Raw genomic sequence first — 18,211 nt, forward strand, 5'->3', positions numbered from 1 at the left:
CCACCGTCAATAGGGTATGCCTCCGCACCCAGACAGGAAGCCGAGAGCAGGTGGCAGCATGGCCCAGAAGGTGATCTTCGATACCGACCCGGGGCAGGACGATGCGGTGGCGATCCTCACCGCCCTCGCCTCGCCGGATGAAATCGATGTTCTCGGCATCGTCACGGTGGCCGGTAATATCCCGCTCGATCTGACGACAAAGAACGCCCTCAAGCTGCTGGAGCTTGCCGGCCGCACCGAAATACCCGTTCATCCGGGCTGCTCGAAGCCTTTCGGCCGCACGCTCGTCACCGCCGAGCATGTTCACGGCAAGACCGGGCTCGATGGGCCGGACCTGCCGGAGCCGACCATCGCCGCCCAAAGTCAACACGGCGTCGACTATCTCATCGAGACGGTCCGCGCCCATGAAGCCGGCACGATCCGCCTGCTCTGCCTCGGACCGCTTACCAATGTCGCGCTGGCCTTCGCAAAAGCCCCGGATATCGCGGCACGCCTGCAAGACGTCGTCATGATGGGTGGGGGCTATTTCGAAGTGGGCAACATCACGCCGACGGCGGAATTCAACATCTATGTCGACCCGGAGGCGGCCAGCGCGGTCTTCAGGTCTGGCGCGGCGATCACCGTGCTCCCTCTCGACGTTACCCATGCCATGCGCTCGACGCGCGAGCGGATCGCGGCCTTCCGCGATATCGGCAATCGCTCCGGCGATGCGGTAGCTGCGATGCTTTCTTTTTCCGAGCGCTTCGATCTCGAAAAGTACAACTGGGAAGGCGCGCCGCTGCACGATCCATGCGTCACAGCCTACGTGCTGCAACCGGACATGTTCGAAGGACGAGAAGTGAACGTTTCCATCGAGACGGGTTCCGAGCTCTGCCGCGGCATGACCGTCGTCGATTATTGGGGCGTCACGGACAGGCCGAAGAATGCAGTCTGGGTTCGATCCGGTAATGCGGATGCATTCTTCGCACTTTTGGCGGAGCGCATCGCACGCCTGCCCTGACGATAAGCAAGCCATGCAATTTGCAAGAATAGAAGAGTTCTAAAGTCGATATCACAAAATAGAACTATTCCAATGTATAAGTAGAACCATTCCAAAGAGCTGATTTCTATTTGACAACGCTAACCCTGCCGCTTAGCCGAAAGGGCGGAAGGCGATCGTTTTTGCACTCATCAGACGATCCCTCGACCTTCATCGGACCTTGACCCCGGCAGGAGATTGACCCGTCCCATGGCCTTTTCAGCATCTCGCGCGTTAGCGCTTTCCGCTTCGATCCTCGCTTTCTCGGCGCCCGCTTTCGCGCAGGATGTCTCGAAGGAAGCGGTCCTCACCAATTACGCCGACATCGCGCTTGCCGGCTATTCCGATGCGCTGGAGACGGCCAAGGCGCTCGACGCCGCCACGGATGAACTGATCGAAAATCCGAGCGAGGAAACGCTCAAGGCGGCGCGTGAGGCGTGGCGCGAGTCGCGGCCGAGCTACCAGCAGACCGAGGTCTTCCGCTTCGGCAATCCGATTGTCGATGCCTGGGAAGGCCGCGTCAACGCATGGCCGCTCGACGAGGGCCTGATCGATTACGTCGACTCCAGCTACGGCACCGGCTCGGATTCCAACCAGCTTTACACGGCCAATGTCATCGCCTCCGACGAGGTGACGATCGGCGGTGAGACGGTGGACGTTTCGACGATCACACCTGCCCTCATCCAGGACAAATTGCAGGAAGCCGGCGGTATCGAAGCCAATGTGGCGACCGGCTATCACGCCATCGAATTCCTGCTATGGGGCCAGGACCTTAACGGCACCGAGGCCGGCGCGGGCGAGCGTCCGGCGACGGACTACGCCTCCGGCGAAGACTGCACCAACGGCGCCTGCGACAAGCGCGGCGAGTATCTCGACGCCGCGACCGATCTCCTCGTCTCCGATCTCGAAGAGATGGTTGCGAACTGGGAAGAAGGCGGCGAAGCCCGCGCGGCGCTTCTGGAGGACGAGGACAAGGGCATCAGCATGATGCTCACCGGCATGGGCTCGCTCTCCTATGGCGAAATGGCCGGCGAACGCATGAAGCTTGGCCTTCTGCTGCATGATCCGGAGGAAGAGCACGACTGCTTCTCCGACAACACCCATGTCTCGCATCTCTATGACGTGGTCGGCATCGAGAACGTCTATCTCGGCCGCTACGAGGGTATCGACGGCGAGACGGTGGAAGGTCCGGCGCTCGCCGATCTCGTCGAAGCCGAGAACGCCGATCTCAACGAAGAGATGAAGGGCGATCTGACCGAAACCCTCGAGGCCATGCGTGCGATTTCGGACGCTGCCGAAAACGGCGAGGCCTATGATCAGCAAATCGCCGAAGGCAATACCGAGGGCAACGAGCGCGTGCAGAACGCGGTCGATGGCCTCATCGGCCAGACCCGCACCATCGAGCGCATCATCGCCGCTCTCGAAGTCGGCGGCGTCTCGATCGAGGGCTCCGACAGCCTCGACAATACCGATGCGGTGTTCCAGTAAGCCGGACTACTGATGGTGGCCGCAGCGGTGACGCTGCGGCTGCCGATCCATCGTATGACGGCTTTTCCGACGGCCTTTCCGGCTTTCGGCGGGCGGAATCTCCCCTCGCTCGGTGGTCATCCTCGGGCCCCGTCCCGAGGATCCAGTCGGCTCTGCTCTTCGCGACGGTCCACCGTCACTCCGAACGGCATGAACCAGGACGCCTCCACAGCGCTGGATTTTTCGGGACGGAGCCCGAGAATGACGAAGCGGAGGTGAGGAAAGCGGAAAACGTCTGATCCCTTCCGAGCCGAGAAAGGCCTTGCGGAGAAACGCATCAGAACGAGGAAAGTCGAAACAGACCCCATGTCCAAGTGCCGTATCGCCGCCTTCGCAGCCACCTCCCTCACCGCCCTCCTCGCCCTGCCACTCGCCACCGCGGCCCTTGGCGACAACTCGCCGACACGTCAGGACCTGAGCGCGGAAGACCTTGAGCGGGTACGTAAGGTCACGGCGCCGACGACGGATTTCTCCGAGCCCGAAAAATTCGAGACCATGCAAGCGGGGGCCTCGACCTCCACCAAGACCATCAATCAGGACGCCTTCAGTCACGTCTCGGCCAATCAGAGCTTCGAGGGAGAGGACCGCTTCAAGCTCGGCAATGCGCTCTTCCGCAAGTTCTGGGTCTCCTCCCCCTCCTCGACCGAAGCTTCCGACGGGCTCGGTCCGCTCTACAACGCGCGCGCGTGTCAGAGCTGCCACATCAAGGACGGTCGCGGCCGCCCGCCGGTGGAAGGCGAGGACGCGGTCTCAATGTTCCTTCGGCTCTCTGTGCCGCCGCACTCCGAGGAAGAGCGCGAAAAACTGCGTTCGAAGGAGCTGACGCGCATCGCCGAACCCACCTATGGCGGCCAGCTCCAGAATTTTGCCGTACCGGGCTATCAACCCGAAGGCCGCATGGTCATCGACTACGAGGAGATGCCCGTCACACTCGCCGGCGGCACCGAAGTCTCTCTCCGAAAGCCCTCCTACAGTGTCGCGGACATGAAATACGGGCCGCTCGCCGAAGACGCACTTCTCTCACCGCGCCTGACTCCGCCGATGATCGGCCTTGGCCTCGTCGAGGCAATCGAGGAGGCCGATATCCGCGCGCTGGCCGATCCGGACGATCGCGACGGCGACGGCATTTCCGGCAAAGTCTCCGAAGCGCGCGATCCCGAAACCGGTAAGATCATGCTCGGCCGGTTCGGCTGGAAGGCTACGACGCCCTCGATCAAGGTGCAGAGCGCAGAGGCCTTTTCCGGCGATATCGGCATATCGACGCCGCTGAAGACGGACGCCTTCGGCGAATGCTCCAATGCCCAGGAGGACTGCCGCACAGCCCCTTCCGGCGTCCAGGAACGCCTTGGCGAGGTCGAAGCGCCCGATCCGATCCTCGATCTCGTCGCCTTCTATTCCCGCAATCTCGCGGTGCCCGCGCGGCGTGACGTCGGTGACGAAACGGTTCTGGAAGGCAAGCAGGCCTTTTACGACGCGGGCTGCACGGCCTGCCATCAGCCGAAATTCGTCACCTCCCGAAACGCCTTGAACAAGGCACAGAGCTTCCAGCTGATCTGGCCCTATTCGGACTTCCTCCTCCACGACATGGGCGAAGGGCTTGCGGATGACCGCCCGGTCGGCGATGCCTCCGGGAGGGAATGGCGCACGCAGCCGCTTTGGGGTATCGGGCTGACAGGCGAGGTCAACGGCAATACGTTCTACCTCCACGACGGCCGAGCGCGCACGCTGGAAGAGGCGATCCTCTGGCACGGCGGCGAGGCGAAGACCGCGCGCGACGCTTATGCCGCCATGGACGCGGCGAGCCGCAAGGCCCTGATCACATTCCTGGAGTCGCTCTGATGCGCCGACCGAACCGTCTCGCAGCCGCCCTTCTGGCCGGCCTGATCGCCGCCCCCGGCGCAGCGTTTGCTCAGGATACCGGCGAAGGCGATGCGCCCCGTTCAGCTACGCTGGACGACAGCCTTGCACTGGAGACGGTCGCCAGCGCGATCGACGATGCGATCCGGCCGGGCTATCAGGCTTTCGCGGACGCAACGCGTGAAGAGGCTTTAAAGGTCGAAACCCTGTGCTCGGAGCCGAGCGAAAGCGCATTGTCGAAAGCAAAAGAGGGCTTCGGCGATCTCGTTTCCGCCTTCTCCGGCGTGGAATTCATTCGCTTCGGCCCAATCCGCGAGGAGAACCGGTTGGAGCGCATCCTGTTCTTTCCCGATCCGCGCGGCGTCACTCGCAGGCAAGTCGAACAGCTGCTCGCAGAAAAGGACGAGACTGCTGCAGAAGTCGAGACCCTCGCCCAGAAGTCCGTCGCCGTGCAGGGCTTGCCGGCACTTGAATTCGTGCTCTTCGGCGAAGGCTCCGAAGCGCTTAACGGATCGGACGCCGCCTATCGCTGCGCCTATGGCGCGGCTATTAGCCAAAATCTGGTCAATATGGCAGACGCCATTACCGAGGCGTGGGGCGATGATAGCGGCATCTACCAACGCCTCACCGCGCCGGAAGCCGACGATCCGGCCTATCGCAGCGCATCCGATTCGATCGGCGAACTCGTCTCCGTCTTCACCGACGGTCTGGAGATTATTCGCGACCAGCGCATCCGTCCTGCCCTTGGCGAAGAGGGTAATTCGCCGAAACCCTATCTCTTCCTCGTCAACCGCTCGGGGAACGCCCTCAATGCGCTCAAGGCCGATTTCGCGGGGCTGAAATCGCTGTTCGAAGCCGCCGGCTTCGCCGAGGTCTTGCCCGAAGAGCAAGTTTATCTCCAAGACTCGATCGGCCTCGAATTCGAGCAGATCGTCGCGACCCTCGGCGACATCGAAGCGCCGCTCTCCGAGACGGCCGCAAGCGAAGAAACCCGCGGCAAGCTCGATTACGCGATGATCGCGGCGCGCAGCCTGCGCTCCCAGTTCGAGAACCAGCTCGCTGCTTCCCTCGGCCTCTCCACCGGCTTCTCCTCCCTCGACGGAGATTGACCGGCCATGCGCACCCGCTTGGAAACCGCCCTCGTCTCCCGTCGCAGCTTCCTTGCCGGAGCCGGCTCGGCCTTCGCGGCGGGGCTTCTGCCCCGGCAGGCGGATGCATTCGAGCGAGCCGACGCGCTTTACGCCTCGGCCGTACGCCGGGAGGACGGCAGTTTCGGTTGCGCTGTCTTTGCCGAAGATGGGCGCATCGTCTGCGACGTGCCGCTTCCCAATCGCGGCCACGACGTCGCCTTCGATCCCGTCAGCCGCCGCGCCATTGCGTTTGCGCGCCGGCCGCGCACCTTCGCGGTCGTCTTCGATCCGCTTTCGGGCGAGATCGAACGCACGCTGACCTCGGCGGAGGGCCGGCACTTCTTCGGCCACGGCTTCTTCTCGCCGGACGGCAAGCTGCTCTATGCAACGGAAAACGACTTCGCCGAGGCGCGCGGCCTCATAGGCGTCTACGACGTCGCGCGGGATTTCGCCCGGATCGGCGAATTCGAGACCCACGGTATGGACACCCACGAGGCGTTGCTGATGCCGGACGGCGAGACGATCGTAGTCGCCAATGGCGGGATCGAGACCCATCCGGATTACGGCCGCCAGAAGCTGAACATCCCCACCATGGACCCCTCGCTGGTCTTCATCGACCGGCAGACTGGCGACCTCATCAGCCAGCACCGGCTGCCGAACGATCTTCACCAGCTCTCGATCCGGCATCTCGCGATCGACGGGAAATCGCGCGTCTGGTTCGGCTGCCAGTACGAGGGCGCAAGTGTCGATGCACCGCAGCTTGCGGGCTTCGCCTCGCCTGACCGGGGCATGCAGCTCGCCGAACTGCCGCGCGGCCAGCTGGTGCAGCTATCCAATTATGTGGGCTCGGTCGCCGCGAATCGGGACGGCAGCCGCATCGCGCTCTCATCGCCCGTCGGCGGAACCTTGCTCATTCTCGACGCCGCGAACGCGAATATCGTCGAAGATCGCAAGATGGTGGATGGCTGCGGCCTTGCCCCCTCCGGCCCCGGCTTCATCGCAACCAGCGGCGAGGGCTTCATCGACGAGGTCGGCCGTCCGGCGCATGAGGCCAGCCGGACAGCCTACCACTTCGATAATCACATCCTGTCGCTACGCCGCTCGGCCTGAGAGCTGGGAACCGATCGCCGGCCCCGCGAACGAAGCTCCGCCTTTTCGACAATCGTCAGGATCTCCGCCCGCTCCTCGGTGTTGAGAAGCCCCATGGTTTCGGCCAGCCGATTGGCGAGGTGAGTAGCGTCCGGCGACAGCCCACCGGTATCGATCGTCACCCGCGGATGAGATTTTTCCGCAAGGCGCTGAAGCTCTTCCGCCTCGTCCCAGATCACGCCAAGACAGCCGATGATGCGATGGACGAGATCGAAGGTCGGTTTGCCGCGTCGTCCGTGTTCGAGGGCCGAGAGATAGGCGTTCGAAACACCGATCGCCTTCGCCATCTCGCCCTGTGTCATTCCGCGCTCCCGCCGGAGCGCCCTGAGATGTTCGCCGAAGGGGGTCATGTGTGCCGCCTCATCCTCGTCTGCGCACCCTTACATAGAGTGCGCCTTCCCCACCATGATGGCGCTCGGCACTCTCGAAAGCCGAGACCAGCGCACGGAACTCATTCCCGGCGAACCAAAGCGGCACCATGCGCCGCAGAATACCGCGTGAGCCGCCCGGCTTGCCCCGTCCTGTGATGACGAGCACATGCCGGAAGCCGAGCGCCTGGGCCTGGCGCAGGAAATTCGATAGTGCCGCATGCGCCCGATCCTGGGTCATCTCATGCAGATCGATCCGCGCCTCGATAGCGATCCGGCCCTTGGAGATCTTGCGCCGCGTCGGCCGCTCGATTGTCGGCTGCACCTGCATCGGCTTGGGTTGGGTGCGCTTGGCCGGCAGAGGCGCCAGTGCCGGGCGCGGCTCATGGAGAGCGGGATAAGCTTCTTCTTTCGGGTTCGGCACCGCCTCATTCGGCGCTTTCGGCACGGTCTTGTCCTTCAGAGGAACGGCCGTCCGCGCAACACTCGCCCACAGACGCTTATCCTCCGGCGAGAGTGTCTTCGAGCGCTTCATCCGAGAAGCTTCGCCGCCAGCGGGCGCGGCACCAGCACCGCAAAATCCGCAGCGTGCCTCACTGTGCCGGCGATGTCGCCCGCCTGATCGCCCGAGCCGAGGAAGATATCGGCACGCGCATTGCCGATAATCGCCGAGCCCGTGTCTTGCGCCACGGCGATCCGTCGATAGGGCGTGCCGTCGATCGTCAGCTCCGGGGCTTCGACGAGATAAGGCACGCCATAGGTTGCCCGCTCGCGATCGACGGCGATGGAGGCGAGCGGTGTCAGCGGCACCTTGGCCGCGCCGATCGGACCGAGGCTATTGTCGGTCACGGCGTGTTCGGCGAAGAAAATGAATGAACGGTTGTGGTCGAAGAGCCAGCGCAGCCGGTGCGGATTGCGATCCAGCCAGCCGCGAATACCCGCCATATCCGCCTCGGCGAGGGTCAGTTCACCGCTGTCTACCAGCACCTTGCCGATTGCCGTGAAGGGATGACCGGTCTTCGCCGCATAGCCGACGCGGCGGACGCTGCCATCGGTCATCCTGAGGCGCGCCGAACCCTGGACGTGGATGAAGAAGGCATCCACCGGACTTTCTAGCCAGACGATCTCCAGCCCCCGTCCACGCAACGCCCCACGCTCGATCGCAGGCCGATCAAGATATTCTTCCAAAAGCCCCGAAGGTAGACGGCGGGCGAAGCGGAAACTCTCATCCATGCCTGGCGGGCGGTTTACCGAATCGACCTTCACCAGATCATCCGGCTTGGCATAAAGCGGCGTCTGGAAAGCACTTGTCTCGACCGGCGATGCTTCAACCTCAGGCTCATAATAGCCGGTTACGAAGCCCCGCTCGCGTGGCGAATCCGCCTCCGGCTTAAGCTCTAGCGGAACGAAGTGCCGCTGAAAGAATGCCCTAGCATCGGTTTCAGCCAAATCGGCCGCCATCTTCAGCGCGGTCTTGGCCGCGTCCTCATAGGCTTTCGGATCAATCCCAAGAGTTCCGGCCTTATACCGGCCTGCGAGCAGTTCCCCCGCGCTGCGGCGAAACGCAGAGTACGCCTCGACATAGCCGAGATCGTTGTCGGGCAGAACGCCGTCGTCGAGCTTTGAGAACGGCCGCATCGGGCGGGCGGCGTTATTCTTCGGATTCGGTTCCGACCAGCTTCCAGTTCGGATCGCTGGACTTCGCGTCGCGGCCAAAGGTCCAGATGTCGCGGACCTCAACGACCGTTTCCATGTCGCCGTCGAGAACGTCACCGTTGGAATTGAGCGTCGCGGAGATCATCTCGGACACGATCCGGATCGTCACGAGCGCCTCGCGGCCGCGAAGTTCTGCCGAAACGATCTTCGCGTCGTCGATGCCAATGAACGAGGAGCGCATCGTCTCCCCGCTTTCCTCGCGCGCGGCAATGGCCGCCTCAAAGCCTTCGTAGACCTCCGGCGAGAGAAGGTTCCGCAGCGTGTTGCGGTCGCCCTGCGCGAAGGCGTCGACCACCATCTCGTAGGCGATCTTGGCACCTTCGAAGAACTCCTTCGGATCGAAGCTCGGATCGGCGTCCTTGATCTTGCGCAGTTCTTTGTTGAGCGGTGTTCCGGTCTCCGAGACCCGATCGATCTCGGCATAGCGTACACCAGCCGGAACATCCTCGGCCCTGTCGCTCGTGCGCCGGTTCGGCAGAGTCACGACGTTGTCGCCAGCCGCTTCCTCGCTCTCGCCCTGGCGATCGCGCGAACGATCGCGACTATAGGGATCGACGGGCGGTCGCTCGCTGCCAGTCCGCCGGCCAAGGACATTGTAAAGCTGAAAGAGGACGATCGCCGCGAACACGATAATGAAGATCGTCCCAAAACTCATAATTCGGCAAATCCTTGGTCTTCTGGTCGTCGTGATTTCTATCGCTTACGGCTTACGTCCATATAAGAGGAACAGGTCCCGCATTCAAATCATCGGTTTGGCTACCTATCTGAAGAAGAACCGCGCTTTGCCGCAGGCTGTTACGCGAGCGTTCGCGAATGCCTTCCATGCCGGGAAAACGCAAGTTCCAGCTTCGAAGAAGTGACGAAACCCATGCCTCTCGCACTGATCCCATTCCTGCTTCTCGTGGTGCCGATCGTGGAGATCGGCGTCTTCATCACGGTGGGCCAGCTCATCGGTCTCTGGCCGACGATCGGCTGTATCATTCTGACGGCCGTGATCGGCTCCATGCTGCTCAGAAGCCAGGGGATATCGACGCTCAATCGGATTCGCTCCGAGATCGACGCCAAGCGCGTGCCGGGCAAGGATCTGGTGGCAGGCGTGATGATCGCGATCGCCGGCGTCCTTCTTCTGACCCCAGGCTTTGTCACCGACGCGCTCGGCTTCCTCCTGTTCGTGCCGCAAGTGCGCGACGGCGTCTGGTCGTTCCTGAAGAACCGCGTGGTTGTCGTCGGTTCGCAAGGTGCGGGACGGTTCGGCAACCGTAATCCGTATGCCGGTAAACCGAGAGAACCGATCGACGACGGAGAGCTTCACCGTCCCTCGACCCGGCCCGACGTGGTCGACCTTTCGGGCGACGAGTTCAAGCGCCGTCCAGATCCGTCTTCGCCGTGGAACGCGGACAAAGACGACAACAATCCGACGATCCACTGATAGCCGGGCTTTTCAGCGCGGCCCGCATGCACCGACTTTCCGTGCGTCAATCAACCGCGTGACAGCCTTGTCCGTTTCGGGCGTGCGTGTTAGCTCGCTTGCAACACTCCCTGCCGCCCCGGTTTTCGAGGCTTCGCAGGCGACAGGATCAATCGACACGAACGGCACCGGGTCCCAGCAGTCAAAGAGCCTGCGTGCCTTAAATCATTTCTGGGAGATATCATGTCCAACACAACCGGCCAGACACCGAACGGCAACGGGGCGCAGACCGGCGAAGCTCAGCCGCAGCTCAACATCCTCACGCAGTTCGTGCGCGATCTTTCCTTCGAGAGCCCGCAGGCCCCCGCGGCTCTCAGGAACCGCGAGCAGGCACCTGGCATCAATATTGGCGTCAACGTGACAGCCAATCAGATCGACGGTTCCCAGACCGACTTCGACGTTCGGCTCAAGCTCGATGCCAAGGCCGGCGAAGGTGAGCAGACCCTGTTCCACGCAGAACTCGAATATGGCGGCGTCTTCCGCCTTCAGAACTTTAAGGAAGAGCATCGCGTGCCGATCCTCTTCATCGAGTGCCCGCGTCTGCTCTTCCCGTTCGCGCGCCAGATCATCGCCGATGTCACGCGCAATGGAGGCTTCCCGCCGCTGATGATCGACCCGATCGATTTCGCACAGCTCTTCCAGCAGCGCGTCGCCGAAGAGCGCGCCCGCCAGCAGGTGCAGCAGCCCTCGCAGCCAAGCTGAGTCGGCGTCGCAAGCTAGAAGTAGCCTAGAAGACACGAAGCCGGAGCGGCCCAGCTGCTCCGGCTTTTCTTATGCCGATTGTCCGGGCGACGAAGTCAGGATGACAGCAGCGTCATTCTCATTCCCCGTCAAGCCGTCCTAAACGGACACGGCAAAGATGTTCGGATGTATGTCTCATTGCGGCTTTGCCTTCACAGTGGAATGCATCCTGATCGCGCTTCGAGAACCAGTTCGCCGAAAGCTGGCTGGCGCCAATTTGCGTTATGAAGAAACCGCAAAGAACCTGAGCACCGTTTCGCCGATCCGGCGCTCGTCGGAGAGATCGAAGCTCGTCGGAACTTCGAACTCGCTCGTCGCGGCTTCCTCGACGACGCAAAGCGCGCCCGGTTTGAGCCAGCCGCCGTCGCGTGCAGAGATCAGTGCCTTTTCGCCGAGGCCTTTGCCGTAAGGCGGGTCGGCGAACAGGAGGTCGAAGGGTTCAAAGGTGCCGACGGCACCCAGCTTCGTCGCATCGCGCCGATAGATCTTGGTGCGGCCCTGCAAGCCGAACGTCTCGACGTTCTGGCGGATGAGGCCGCGCCCCTCGACGCCCTCTTCGATGAAAACGCAAAAGCGCGTACCGCGGGACAAGGCCTCGCAGCCGAGCGCGCCGGTGCCCGCGAAGAGATCGAGCACCCGGGCGCCGTCGAGGGTGACGCCCGGATGATGCGAGAGAATGTTGAACAGTGTCTCGCGCGTCCGGTCGGTCGTCGGGCGAATATCCTGCGTCGCAGGTACACTCAGCTTGCGGCCGCGGAACTCTCCGCCGACGATACGCATCACTCAGCTTTCGTTCGGACCGGACGGCTTGCGGCCTGTTCCGCGCGGACCGCCGGGCTTGCGCGGACCGCCAGGGCGACCCGGTTTGCCCTTGCCGGCGACCGAGGGCGGACGCGAGACGCGGCGCTTCGGATCGGCAAGCGCGCGCTTGCCGCCCTTGGCATCCGCGCCTTCAGATTTTGCAGGGCGTCCACCCGGATCGCGTTCGGGCTTGGAGCCCGGCGCCATCCAGACATTCGACATCCGGCGCCCTTGTGTTTCCGGCTTGCGCGTCGGACCATCCCGGTCGCCGAAGCCTTCGCGCCGATCGTCCTTATCGAAGCGTCCGCCGGGCTTGCGGTCCCGATCTTCGCCGAACTTGCGCTTAGGCCCGTCGCCGCGTCGATTGTCCTTTTGATCTCTGCCAGGCTTGTCACCGAACTTGCCACGCGGCTTGGTATCGAGCCGGCCGAGCGCCTCTTCGCGCTTCTTCTCGCCGAAGGTCTTGCGGTCGACACGCCCGCCAGCCGAAACCCAATCGCTCTTCTTCGTTGGCCGCGCGTCCTGCCGTGCCTCGACTGGCGCGTTGGAGAATGGTTTGTTGATCGGCCCGTCGAAATCGACGCCAGCCTCTTCCACCAGACGATCGCCCAGCTGATCACGCAGGGTCCGGCCCTTGACCTCCCGCACCGAACCTTCGGCAAGATCGCCAAGCTGGAACGGGCCGTAGGAAAGCCGAATCAGCCGGTTCACTTCGAGGCCGAGCGCGCCGAGCACGTTCTTCACCTCCCGGTTCTTGCCTTCGCGGAGGCCGAGCGTGATCCAGACATTCGAGCCCTGCTCGCGATCGAGCGTCGCCTCGATCGCACCATAGAAGACGCCATCCACTGAGATGCCGTCGCGCAGCTCATCGAGTCGCGCCTGGGTCACCGAACCATGGGCGCGCACCCGGTAGCGGCGCAGCCAGCCGGTAGAGGGCAATTCGAGGACGCGCGAGAGGCCGCCATCGTTGGTGAGCAGCAGGAGCCCCTCGGTGTTGATGTCGAGGCGGCCGATCGAAAGCACACGCGGCATGTCTTCGGGCATCATGTCGAAGATCGTGCGGCGCCCTTCCGGGTCCTTGTTCGTCGTCACCGCGCCTGCCGGCTTGTGGAACAGCCAGAGCCGGGTGCGCTCGGCCTGGGGAAGCGGTGCCCCGTCGACCTCGATCCGGTCGCTCAGTTTCACGTCGAGCGCCGGCGTATCGATGATCTTCCCGTTCACCTTCACCCGGCCGTCGACGATCATCGCCTCTGCATCTCGCCGCGAGGCGACACCGGCCCGGGCAAGCCGCCGCGCGATACGCATATCCGCCTGCTGGCCAGCGGCCGCTTCGTCCTCGACGGGACGTCGGTCGCGGCGCTGATCGTCGCGGCCCCGAGAGGGACCGCGATCGTCCCGCTTCTCGAAACGCTTGTTCGGGCGATCGCCAGAGCGTTCCGGCCGGTCGCCGCGCGGCTTGAACCCGCGATCGAGACGCTCACCGCCTTCCTCGCGAGGCGGCCGGTCGCCGGATGGGCGCCGTCGCTCGAAACCACCCTTCCGCTCGCCGCCAGCATCGCGGCCTTCGCCGCGCTTCTGCCAGTCGCGGTTTTCGCCGCGGGGTTTCTCACCGGCAGGCTTGGGTCGGAAAGAGCGTTCGCCCGAATTGGTCGAGGCATCGGCGCTGCGCGTGCCGTAGCTCTTCGGCGTGCGAGGGGCCTCGCCGTCGCGTGCTCCTCCATGAGACTTCATGCCTCGGCTTTTGGGGACGAACGGCTTCTTGCCGCCTTCGGTCTTGCCGCGTTTGAAACCGCCACCAGCCGGCCGGCCGCCTTTACCGCCGCGCTTGTCCTGATCGTCGTCGCTCATGTCGTCTTGTCCTGCGGGCCGTCGGCCTCATAAAAGCGCGTGCCCATACGTGGGGCACGCCGGCGGGCCGCCCAAATCCGTTTCAGCGCATCTCTGGCGCTTGCCTGCCGTGCGCTCTATCAGTTCGCGTGACGCTTGGCGAGAGACGACGCAAGGCAAGAAAAGGACCGCGCTGCCGCATGACACGGCGTTTCATGGACGAAGCCCTCAAAGAGGCCCGGCGCGCAGGGGAGCGCGGCGAGGTTCCCGTCGGAGCGGTGGTCATCCGAAACGGCGCAATCATCGCGACGGCCGGCAACGAGACCCGCGCCGGCAACGATCCGACGGCCCATGCGGAAGTCCTCGCCATCCGCCGCGCCTGTCTGGCACTCGGAACCGAGCGGCTCACCGATTGCGATCTCTACGTCACGCTCGAACCTTGCGCCATGTGCGCGGGCGCGATGTCCTTTGCCCGAATCCGCCGACTCTACTTCGGCGCATCCGACGAGAAGGGTGGAGCCGTCGAAAATGGTGGCCGCTTCTTTTCGCAACCGACCTGCCATCATGCGCCTGAGGTTTATTCCGGCCTCTCGGAAACCGCGAGCGCGGACCTTCTGAAGCGGTTTTTCGCTGAAAAACGATCCTGACGGGCGGTTTCGGCACCGATCGACGCGGCTCGATCGGGCGCCAACCCCATGTGCCACTTCGTGAAAACCCTTGAAAACGTCAGCTTTGCGCAGGGCTTGGCCGATAACTTCTCGTCAACCTTCTCGTGCTTTCGGGCACCTGAAGACGCCCCTTCAACCTTCTCCCGGTCCATGACGGCCCGGAAACCAAGCGGAAACAGACGAAAGAATGTCCGAGAGCCAGACCGACAAGCGGCCGATCCGATTGAAAGGGAGATCCTTTCTGGCGATCCAGCTATCGCCCGAACTGCCCTTCGACAACTGGCTCGCCCGGCTGGACGATCTTGCCAGACGCTCCACCGGCTTTTTTCTCGGCCGTCCTATCGTCCTCGATGTCGAGGGTCTCGACATCACCCAGGAGCAGCTGAAGGATCTCATCGGCGAACTCGGCGAACGCTCGGTCCGCATCATGGGCATCGAAGGCGCCAAGCCCTCCATCCTCGGCTTTGGCATGCCGCCAGCGATGAAGGGCGGACGCCCGGCCGGCGACGTCGAACCGCCGAAGGACGGCGAGGACGAGCCCGCCGCCAAGCCCAACCCGCTTCATTCCAAGGCGGCCGATACGGCGGCTGTTGCCGAGAAGGCAAAGCCGGCTCCGGCCACCGTGGTCGCCGCCGAGGCATCGCAGCTTCCTTCCATGGTTATCGACCGTCCGGTCCGCTCCGGCCAGTCGATCATCTTCCCGGAAGGCGACGTCACCGTCGTCGGTTCGGTTTCGTCGGGCGCCGAGATCGTCGCCGGCGGTTCGATCCACATCTACGGCACGCTTCGGGGCCGTGCGTTGGCGGGATCCGTGGGCAATTCCAATGCCCGCATCTTCTGCTCGAAACTCGAAGCGGAACTCGTGGCGATCGACGGGCTCTACAAGATGCCCGACGATCTCGATGCCGGGCTCGTCGGCCAGGCGGTCACAATCTGGCTCGATGGCGAAACCATCCGCGCCGACAAAATCTAAGACCATCCCGGCCGAGGAGCCGTGGAACAGGAGAGACTGAATATGGCAAAGACGATCGTTGTGACATCGGGCAAGGGAGGCGTCGGCAAGACGACGTCGACCGCGGCGCTCGGCGCGGCGCTTGCCCAGCGTGGCGAGAAGGTGGCCGTCGTCGATTTTGACGTCGGACTGCGCAATCTCGATCTCGTCATGGGCGCAGAGCGCCGGGTCGTGTTCGACCTGATCAACGTGGTCCAGGGCGATGCGAAGCTGCCGCAGGCGCTGATCCGCGACAAGCGTTGCGAGACGCTCTTCCTGCTGCCGGCCTCGCAGACCCGCGACAAGGACAACCTCACCGCCGAAGGCGTCGAGAAGGTGATGGACGAACTCCGCAAGGATTTCGACTGGATCGTCTGTGATAGCCCCGCCGGCATCGAGCGCGGCGCGACGCTGGCCATGCGCCATGCGGATATCGCCGTCGTCGTCACCAATCCGGAAGTCTCGTCGGTGCGCGATTCCGATCGCATCATCGGCCTTCTCGATTCCAAGACGGCGAAGGCAGAGATCGGCGAGCGGATCGAGAAGCATCTCCTTCTCACCCGCTACGACCCGAACCGGGCCGATCGCGGCGACATGCTGAAGGTCGAGGACGTTCTGGAAATCCTCTCGATCCCGCTCCTCGGCATCATCCCGGAGAGCCTCGAAGTTCTGCGCGCTTCCAATCTCGGAACGCCTGTAACGATGTCGGACAACAACTCCGCACCCTCGATCGCCTATTCGAACGCGGCCCGTCGCCTTTGCGGCGAAGACGTGCCGATGTCGATCCCGGGCGAGAAGCGGGGCCTCTTCGGCAAGTTCTTCGGCCGGAGGGCCGCATGAGCCTCTTCGGTTTCTTCCAGAAGCGCACGAGTGCGCCAGCCGCGCGCGAAAGGCTGCAGATCCTGCTCGCGCACGAGAGGACGAACGGTGAGCATTCCGATCTCGTCAATCTCCTTCGCGAGGAGATCATCCAGGTGATCGCCAAGCATGTGAGCGTCGACGGCGAGAAGGTCGCCGTCAAGATGGACAAGGGCGACCAATACTCGACCCTCGAGGTCGATATCGAACTCCCGGCCCATCTGGAACGCAAAAAGGCGGCTTAACAGCCGCCTTTTGGCATTAAGGGCCAGAACGCTTTGATTAGACCCAAAGTCATTCAGAACGCTCGGTGGCTTTGTTTTCAGACAGCTTCGCATGCGCCGAAGCTTTTTTGTCTTCGTTGAATTTGCGCCCCTGAACGAGACGGATCACTGAACCGCTCTTCAAGACAGGCCTCAACCCCTTTTCGGTTCACCCGGTCGAGAGTGAAAAATTTCACCTGTGCTTCGTAGGAACGCCTTGGGCGAGGTGTGACAATCGCCCAAGGTTTCGGTCGTACCCCTTTATCCGGCGCGGCTCACTCGGCCGCCTGAGCGCTGCCATGCGGACGGAACTCGACGCTCGTCTCCGTCGCCTTCGATACGACGACGATCGCGATCAGGGCGAAGAGGAAGCCCGGAATGATCTCGTAGATGCCGGGACCGCCGAGGAAGCTCGAATTCCAGCCGAGCGCGATCCAGACGATGACGGTCACCGCGCCTGTAACCAGGCCTGCGACCGCGCCGGCACCGGACATGGCAGGCCAGGTGAGCGCGAGGATGATCAGCGGGCCGAAGGCGGCGCCGAACCCGGCCCAGGCGTTGGAGACTAGACCGAGCACTTCCGAATTCGGATCGCTCGCGATGAAGGCGGCGACCACCGCGACCAGCACCACACACAGGCGGCCGACATTCACCATCTCCGTCTCACCGGCCTCTTTCCTGAGGAATAGCCGGTAGAAATCCTCCGTCAGCGAAGAAGAGGCGACAAGGAGCTGCGAGGAGATCGTGCTCATGATCGCAGCCAGCAGCGCGGCGAGCAGGAACCCGGTGATGAGCGGATGGAAGAGAAGTTCGGCAAGCACGATGAAGATCGTCTCCGAATCTTCGACATCGAGGCCGTTGCGCTGGGCATAGGCCCGGCCGAAGACGCCGACGCCGAGGGCGCCGATCAGCGAGACCGCCATCCAGCTCATGCCGATATTGCGGGCCGCCGGCACGTCCTTCACCGAGCGCACGGCCATGAAACGCACGATGATATGCGGCTGGCCGAAATAGCCGAGTCCCCAGGTGACCGCCGACAGGAAGCCGAAGAAGGTCAGTCCGTTGAAGAGCGAAAGGAAATCCGGGTCGACCTCGGAAAGTGTCTCGGAGGCACCGCCGAAACCGCTGCCTTCACCGGAATAAAGGACTACCAGAGGCATGATGATGAGGGCGAGCATCATGATGCAGCCCTGCACGAAGTCGGTGAGCGACACCGCGAGGAAGCCACCGACCACCGTATAGGCGAGGACGATGGCAAGCGTCAGCCAGATGCCGACCGAGTAGTCGCTCATGCCGCCGATATTGATGAATTCACCGAACGCGCTCTCGAACAGTTTGCCGCCGGCAACAAGGCCCGAGGCCGTGTAAACCGAGAAGAAGACCACGATGATGACGGCCGAAATCGTCCTGAGCGCCGTCGCCTTGGTCGGAAAGCGCTTGCCGAGAAAGGCAGGGATCGTCAGCGAATTGTCGTAGCGCTCTGTCTGTTCGCGCAGGCGCGGAGCGACGATGAGCCAGTTGAAGAATGCACCGACGAAGAGGCCGATGCCGATCCAGGCCTCTACCAGACCCGACGCGAAAAGCGCACCCGGAAGCCCAAGAAGCAGCCAGCCAGACATATCCGAAGCGCCAGCCGAGAGGGCCGCCACCGAGGGACTGAGTTGCCGTCCCCCCAACATGTATTCTTCCGAACTCGACGTCGATTTTCGCCAGGCATAGAAGCCGATGCCGAGCATCAGAATGAAGTAGGCTGCTAGACTGATCCAGACGCCGATTTGCATGGTTCGCTGCTCCGTCGTTTCGATCGATCGTTTGGCAGCTAGCGGGTT

The 18,211-nt window shown here is 63.1% G+C and carries 18 protein-coding genes; 11 read left to right on the top strand and 7 right to left on the bottom strand.

The genetic code is table 11. The features are described from left to right. Positions 1 to 58: 58 nt before the first annotated feature. The 5 genes from ABRA89_RS09815 (at position 59) to ABRA89_RS09835 (ending at position 6,642) form a co-directional block, all read left to right on the top strand. Entirely contained in the window at positions 59 to 1,000 is a 942-nt protein-coding gene (locus ABRA89_RS09815; protein ID WP_349941284.1) for a nucleoside hydrolase, read from the top strand. 228 nt (positions 1,001 to 1,228) lie between these two features. Further along, the gene (locus ABRA89_RS09820; protein ID WP_349941285.1) at positions 1,229 to 2,506 is read left to right on the top strand and encodes an imelysin family protein; all 1,278 of its coding nucleotides are present in this window, start codon (positions 1,229 to 1,231) and stop codon (positions 2,504 to 2,506) included. Between the two features lie 345 nt (positions 2,507 to 2,851). Beyond that, positions 2,852 to 4,384, top strand: a complete 1,533-nt coding sequence (locus ABRA89_RS09825; protein ID WP_349941286.1) for a di-heme oxidoreductase family protein — start codon at positions 2,852 to 2,854, stop codon at positions 4,382 to 4,384. Beyond that, positions 4,384 to 5,511: an imelysin family protein gene (locus ABRA89_RS09830; RefSeq protein WP_349941287.1), complete on the top strand. Its 1,128-nt coding sequence runs from the start codon at positions 4,384 to 4,386 to the stop codon at positions 5,509 to 5,511. Before ABRA89_RS09825 ends, ABRA89_RS09830 begins: the two co-directional genes overlap by 1 nt. A 6-nt stretch (positions 5,512 to 5,517) precedes the next feature. Then, positions 5,518 to 6,642 carry a DUF1513 domain-containing protein gene (locus tag ABRA89_RS09835; protein WP_349941288.1) on the top strand — a complete coding sequence of 375 codons (1,125 nt, stop codon included), beginning with the start codon at positions 5,518 to 5,520 and terminating at the stop codon, positions 6,640 to 6,642. On the opposite strand, the gene ABRA89_RS09840 is transcribed toward ABRA89_RS09835, so the two are convergent. From ABRA89_RS09840 to ABRA89_RS09855, 4 genes are read right to left on the bottom strand one after another with little or no spacing between them, the layout of a single operon-like run. After that, positions 6,612 to 7,031, bottom strand: coding sequence for a helix-turn-helix domain-containing protein (locus ABRA89_RS09840; protein WP_349941289.1), 420 nt, complete (start codon positions 7,029 to 7,031; stop codon positions 6,612 to 6,614). The two genes, ABRA89_RS09835 and ABRA89_RS09840, sit on opposite strands and share 31 nt — an antisense overlap. Before the next feature lie 10 nt (positions 7,032 to 7,041). Further along, complete coding sequence (locus ABRA89_RS09845; RefSeq protein WP_349941290.1) at positions 7,042 to 7,584, bottom strand: Smr/MutS family protein; 543 nt, start codon at positions 7,582 to 7,584, stop codon at positions 7,042 to 7,044. Continuing rightward, entirely contained in the window at positions 7,581 to 8,687 is a 1,107-nt protein-coding gene (mltA, locus tag ABRA89_RS09850; RefSeq protein ID WP_349941291.1) for a murein transglycosylase A, read from the bottom strand. Before mltA ends, ABRA89_RS09845 begins: the two co-directional genes overlap by 4 nt. Positions 8,688 to 8,700: 13 nt before the next feature. Then, positions 8,701 to 9,420 carry a Tim44/TimA family putative adaptor protein gene (locus ABRA89_RS09855; protein WP_349941292.1) on the bottom strand — a complete coding sequence of 240 codons (720 nt, stop codon included), beginning with the start codon at positions 9,418 to 9,420 and terminating at the stop codon, positions 8,701 to 8,703. Positions 9,421 to 9,633: 213 nt separating this feature from the next. On the opposite strand from ABRA89_RS09855, the gene ABRA89_RS09860 reads away from it, so the two are divergent. Both ABRA89_RS09860 and secB read left to right on the top strand, forming a co-directional pair. Then, on the top strand, positions 9,634 to 10,194 hold the full coding sequence (locus ABRA89_RS09860) for an FxsA family protein (RefSeq protein ID WP_349941293.1): 561 nt from the start codon (positions 9,634 to 9,636) through the stop codon (positions 10,192 to 10,194). A 219-nt stretch (positions 10,195 to 10,413) separates the two neighbouring features. Next, positions 10,414 to 10,935 carry a protein-export chaperone SecB gene (secB, locus tag ABRA89_RS09865; RefSeq protein WP_463671276.1) on the top strand — a complete coding sequence of 174 codons (522 nt, stop codon included), beginning with the start codon at positions 10,414 to 10,416 and terminating at the stop codon, positions 10,933 to 10,935. A gap of 261 nt (positions 10,936 to 11,196) precedes the next feature. Here the strand turns inward: secB and rsmD are convergent, their stop codons facing one another. Then, complete coding sequence (gene rsmD / locus ABRA89_RS09870; RefSeq protein WP_349941449.1) at positions 11,197 to 11,754, bottom strand: 16S rRNA (guanine(966)-N(2))-methyltransferase RsmD; 558 nt, start codon at positions 11,752 to 11,754, stop codon at positions 11,197 to 11,199. Between the two features lie 3 nt (positions 11,755 to 11,757). After that, the gene (locus tag ABRA89_RS09875) at positions 11,758 to 13,623 is read right to left on the bottom strand and encodes a pseudouridine synthase (RefSeq protein WP_349941295.1); all 1,866 of its coding nucleotides are present in this window, start codon (positions 13,621 to 13,623) and stop codon (positions 11,758 to 11,760) included. A gap of 179 nt (positions 13,624 to 13,802) precedes the next feature. On the opposite strand from ABRA89_RS09875, the gene ABRA89_RS09880 reads away from it, so the two are divergent. The 4 genes from ABRA89_RS09880 to minE all read left to right on the top strand — a co-directional run bounded on the left by ABRA89_RS09880 (position 13,803) and on the right by minE (position 16,364). Continuing rightward, positions 13,803 to 14,249 carry a nucleoside deaminase gene (locus ABRA89_RS09880; protein ID WP_349941296.1) on the top strand — a complete coding sequence of 149 codons (447 nt, stop codon included), beginning with the start codon at positions 13,803 to 13,805 and terminating at the stop codon, positions 14,247 to 14,249. 208 nt (positions 14,250 to 14,457) lie between these two features. Then, entirely contained in the window at positions 14,458 to 15,243 is a 786-nt protein-coding gene (gene minC / locus ABRA89_RS09885; RefSeq protein ID WP_349941297.1) for a septum site-determining protein MinC, read from the top strand. Positions 15,244 to 15,285: 42 nt separating this feature from the next. Next, entirely contained in the window at positions 15,286 to 16,101 is an 816-nt protein-coding gene (minD, locus tag ABRA89_RS09890) for a septum site-determining protein MinD (protein ID WP_349941298.1), read from the top strand. Continuing rightward, positions 16,098 to 16,364, top strand: a complete 267-nt coding sequence (gene minE, locus ABRA89_RS09895) for a cell division topological specificity factor MinE (RefSeq protein ID WP_349941299.1) — start codon at positions 16,098 to 16,100, stop codon at positions 16,362 to 16,364. The genes minD and minE overlap by 4 nt, the downstream gene beginning before the upstream one ends. Positions 16,365 to 16,657: 293 nt before the next feature. Here minE and putP read toward each other — a convergent pair whose 3' ends face one another. Next, complete coding sequence (putP, locus tag ABRA89_RS09900; RefSeq protein WP_349941300.1) at positions 16,658 to 18,163, bottom strand: sodium/proline symporter PutP; 1,506 nt, start codon at positions 18,161 to 18,163, stop codon at positions 16,658 to 16,660. Positions 18,164 to 18,211 lie beyond the last annotated feature (48 nt).

Source organism: Fulvimarina thalattae (assembly GCF_040239565.1).
In the GTDB taxonomy this organism is placed as follows: Bacteria; Pseudomonadota; Alphaproteobacteria; order Rhizobiales; family Rhizobiaceae; genus Fulvimarina.

Bases quoted from the DNA above. Each gene is read 5' to 3' on its own strand.
- ABRA89_RS09855 (WP_349941292.1), bottom strand. From the start codon at position 9,420: ATGAGTTTTGGGACGATCTTCATTATCGTGTTCGCGGCGATCGTCCTC.
- ABRA89_RS09825 (WP_349941286.1), top strand. From the start codon at position 2,852: ATGTCCAAGTGCCGTATCGCCGCCTTCGCAGCCACCTCCCTCACCGCC.
- rsmD (WP_349941449.1), bottom strand. From the start codon at position 11,754: ATGCGTATCGTCGGCGGAGAGTTCCGCGGCCGCAAGCTGAGTGTACCT.
- ABRA89_RS09880 (WP_349941296.1), top strand. From the start codon at position 13,803: ATGACACGGCGTTTCATGGACGAAGCCCTCAAAGAGGCCCGGCGCGCA.
- minD (WP_349941298.1), top strand. From the start codon at position 15,286: ATGGCAAAGACGATCGTTGTGACATCGGGCAAGGGAGGCGTCGGCAAG.
- minC (WP_349941297.1), top strand. From the start codon at position 14,458: ATGTCCGAGAGCCAGACCGACAAGCGGCCGATCCGATTGAAAGGGAGA.
- ABRA89_RS09875 (WP_349941295.1), bottom strand. From the start codon at position 13,623: ATGAGCGACGACGATCAGGACAAGCGCGGCGGTAAAGGCGGCCGGCCG.
- ABRA89_RS09815 (WP_349941284.1), top strand. From the start codon at position 59: ATGGCCCAGAAGGTGATCTTCGATACCGACCCGGGGCAGGACGATGCG.
- putP (WP_349941300.1), bottom strand. From the start codon at position 18,163: ATGCAAATCGGCGTCTGGATCAGTCTAGCAGCCTACTTCATTCTGATG.
- ABRA89_RS09840 (WP_349941289.1), bottom strand. From the start codon at position 7,031: ATGACCCCCTTCGGCGAACATCTCAGGGCGCTCCGGCGGGAGCGCGGA.
- minE (WP_349941299.1), top strand. From the start codon at position 16,098: ATGAGCCTCTTCGGTTTCTTCCAGAAGCGCACGAGTGCGCCAGCCGCG.
- ABRA89_RS09860 (WP_349941293.1), top strand. From the start codon at position 9,634: ATGCCTCTCGCACTGATCCCATTCCTGCTTCTCGTGGTGCCGATCGTG.
- ABRA89_RS09820 (WP_349941285.1), top strand. From the start codon at position 1,229: ATGGCCTTTTCAGCATCTCGCGCGTTAGCGCTTTCCGCTTCGATCCTC.
- ABRA89_RS09835 (WP_349941288.1), top strand. From the start codon at position 5,518: ATGCGCACCCGCTTGGAAACCGCCCTCGTCTCCCGTCGCAGCTTCCTT.
- mltA (WP_349941291.1), bottom strand. From the start codon at position 8,687: ATGCGGCCGTTCTCAAAGCTCGACGACGGCGTTCTGCCCGACAACGAT.
- ABRA89_RS09830 (WP_349941287.1), top strand. From the start codon at position 4,384: ATGCGCCGACCGAACCGTCTCGCAGCCGCCCTTCTGGCCGGCCTGATC.
- ABRA89_RS09845 (WP_349941290.1), bottom strand. From the start codon at position 7,584: ATGAAGCGCTCGAAGACACTCTCGCCGGAGGATAAGCGTCTGTGGGCG.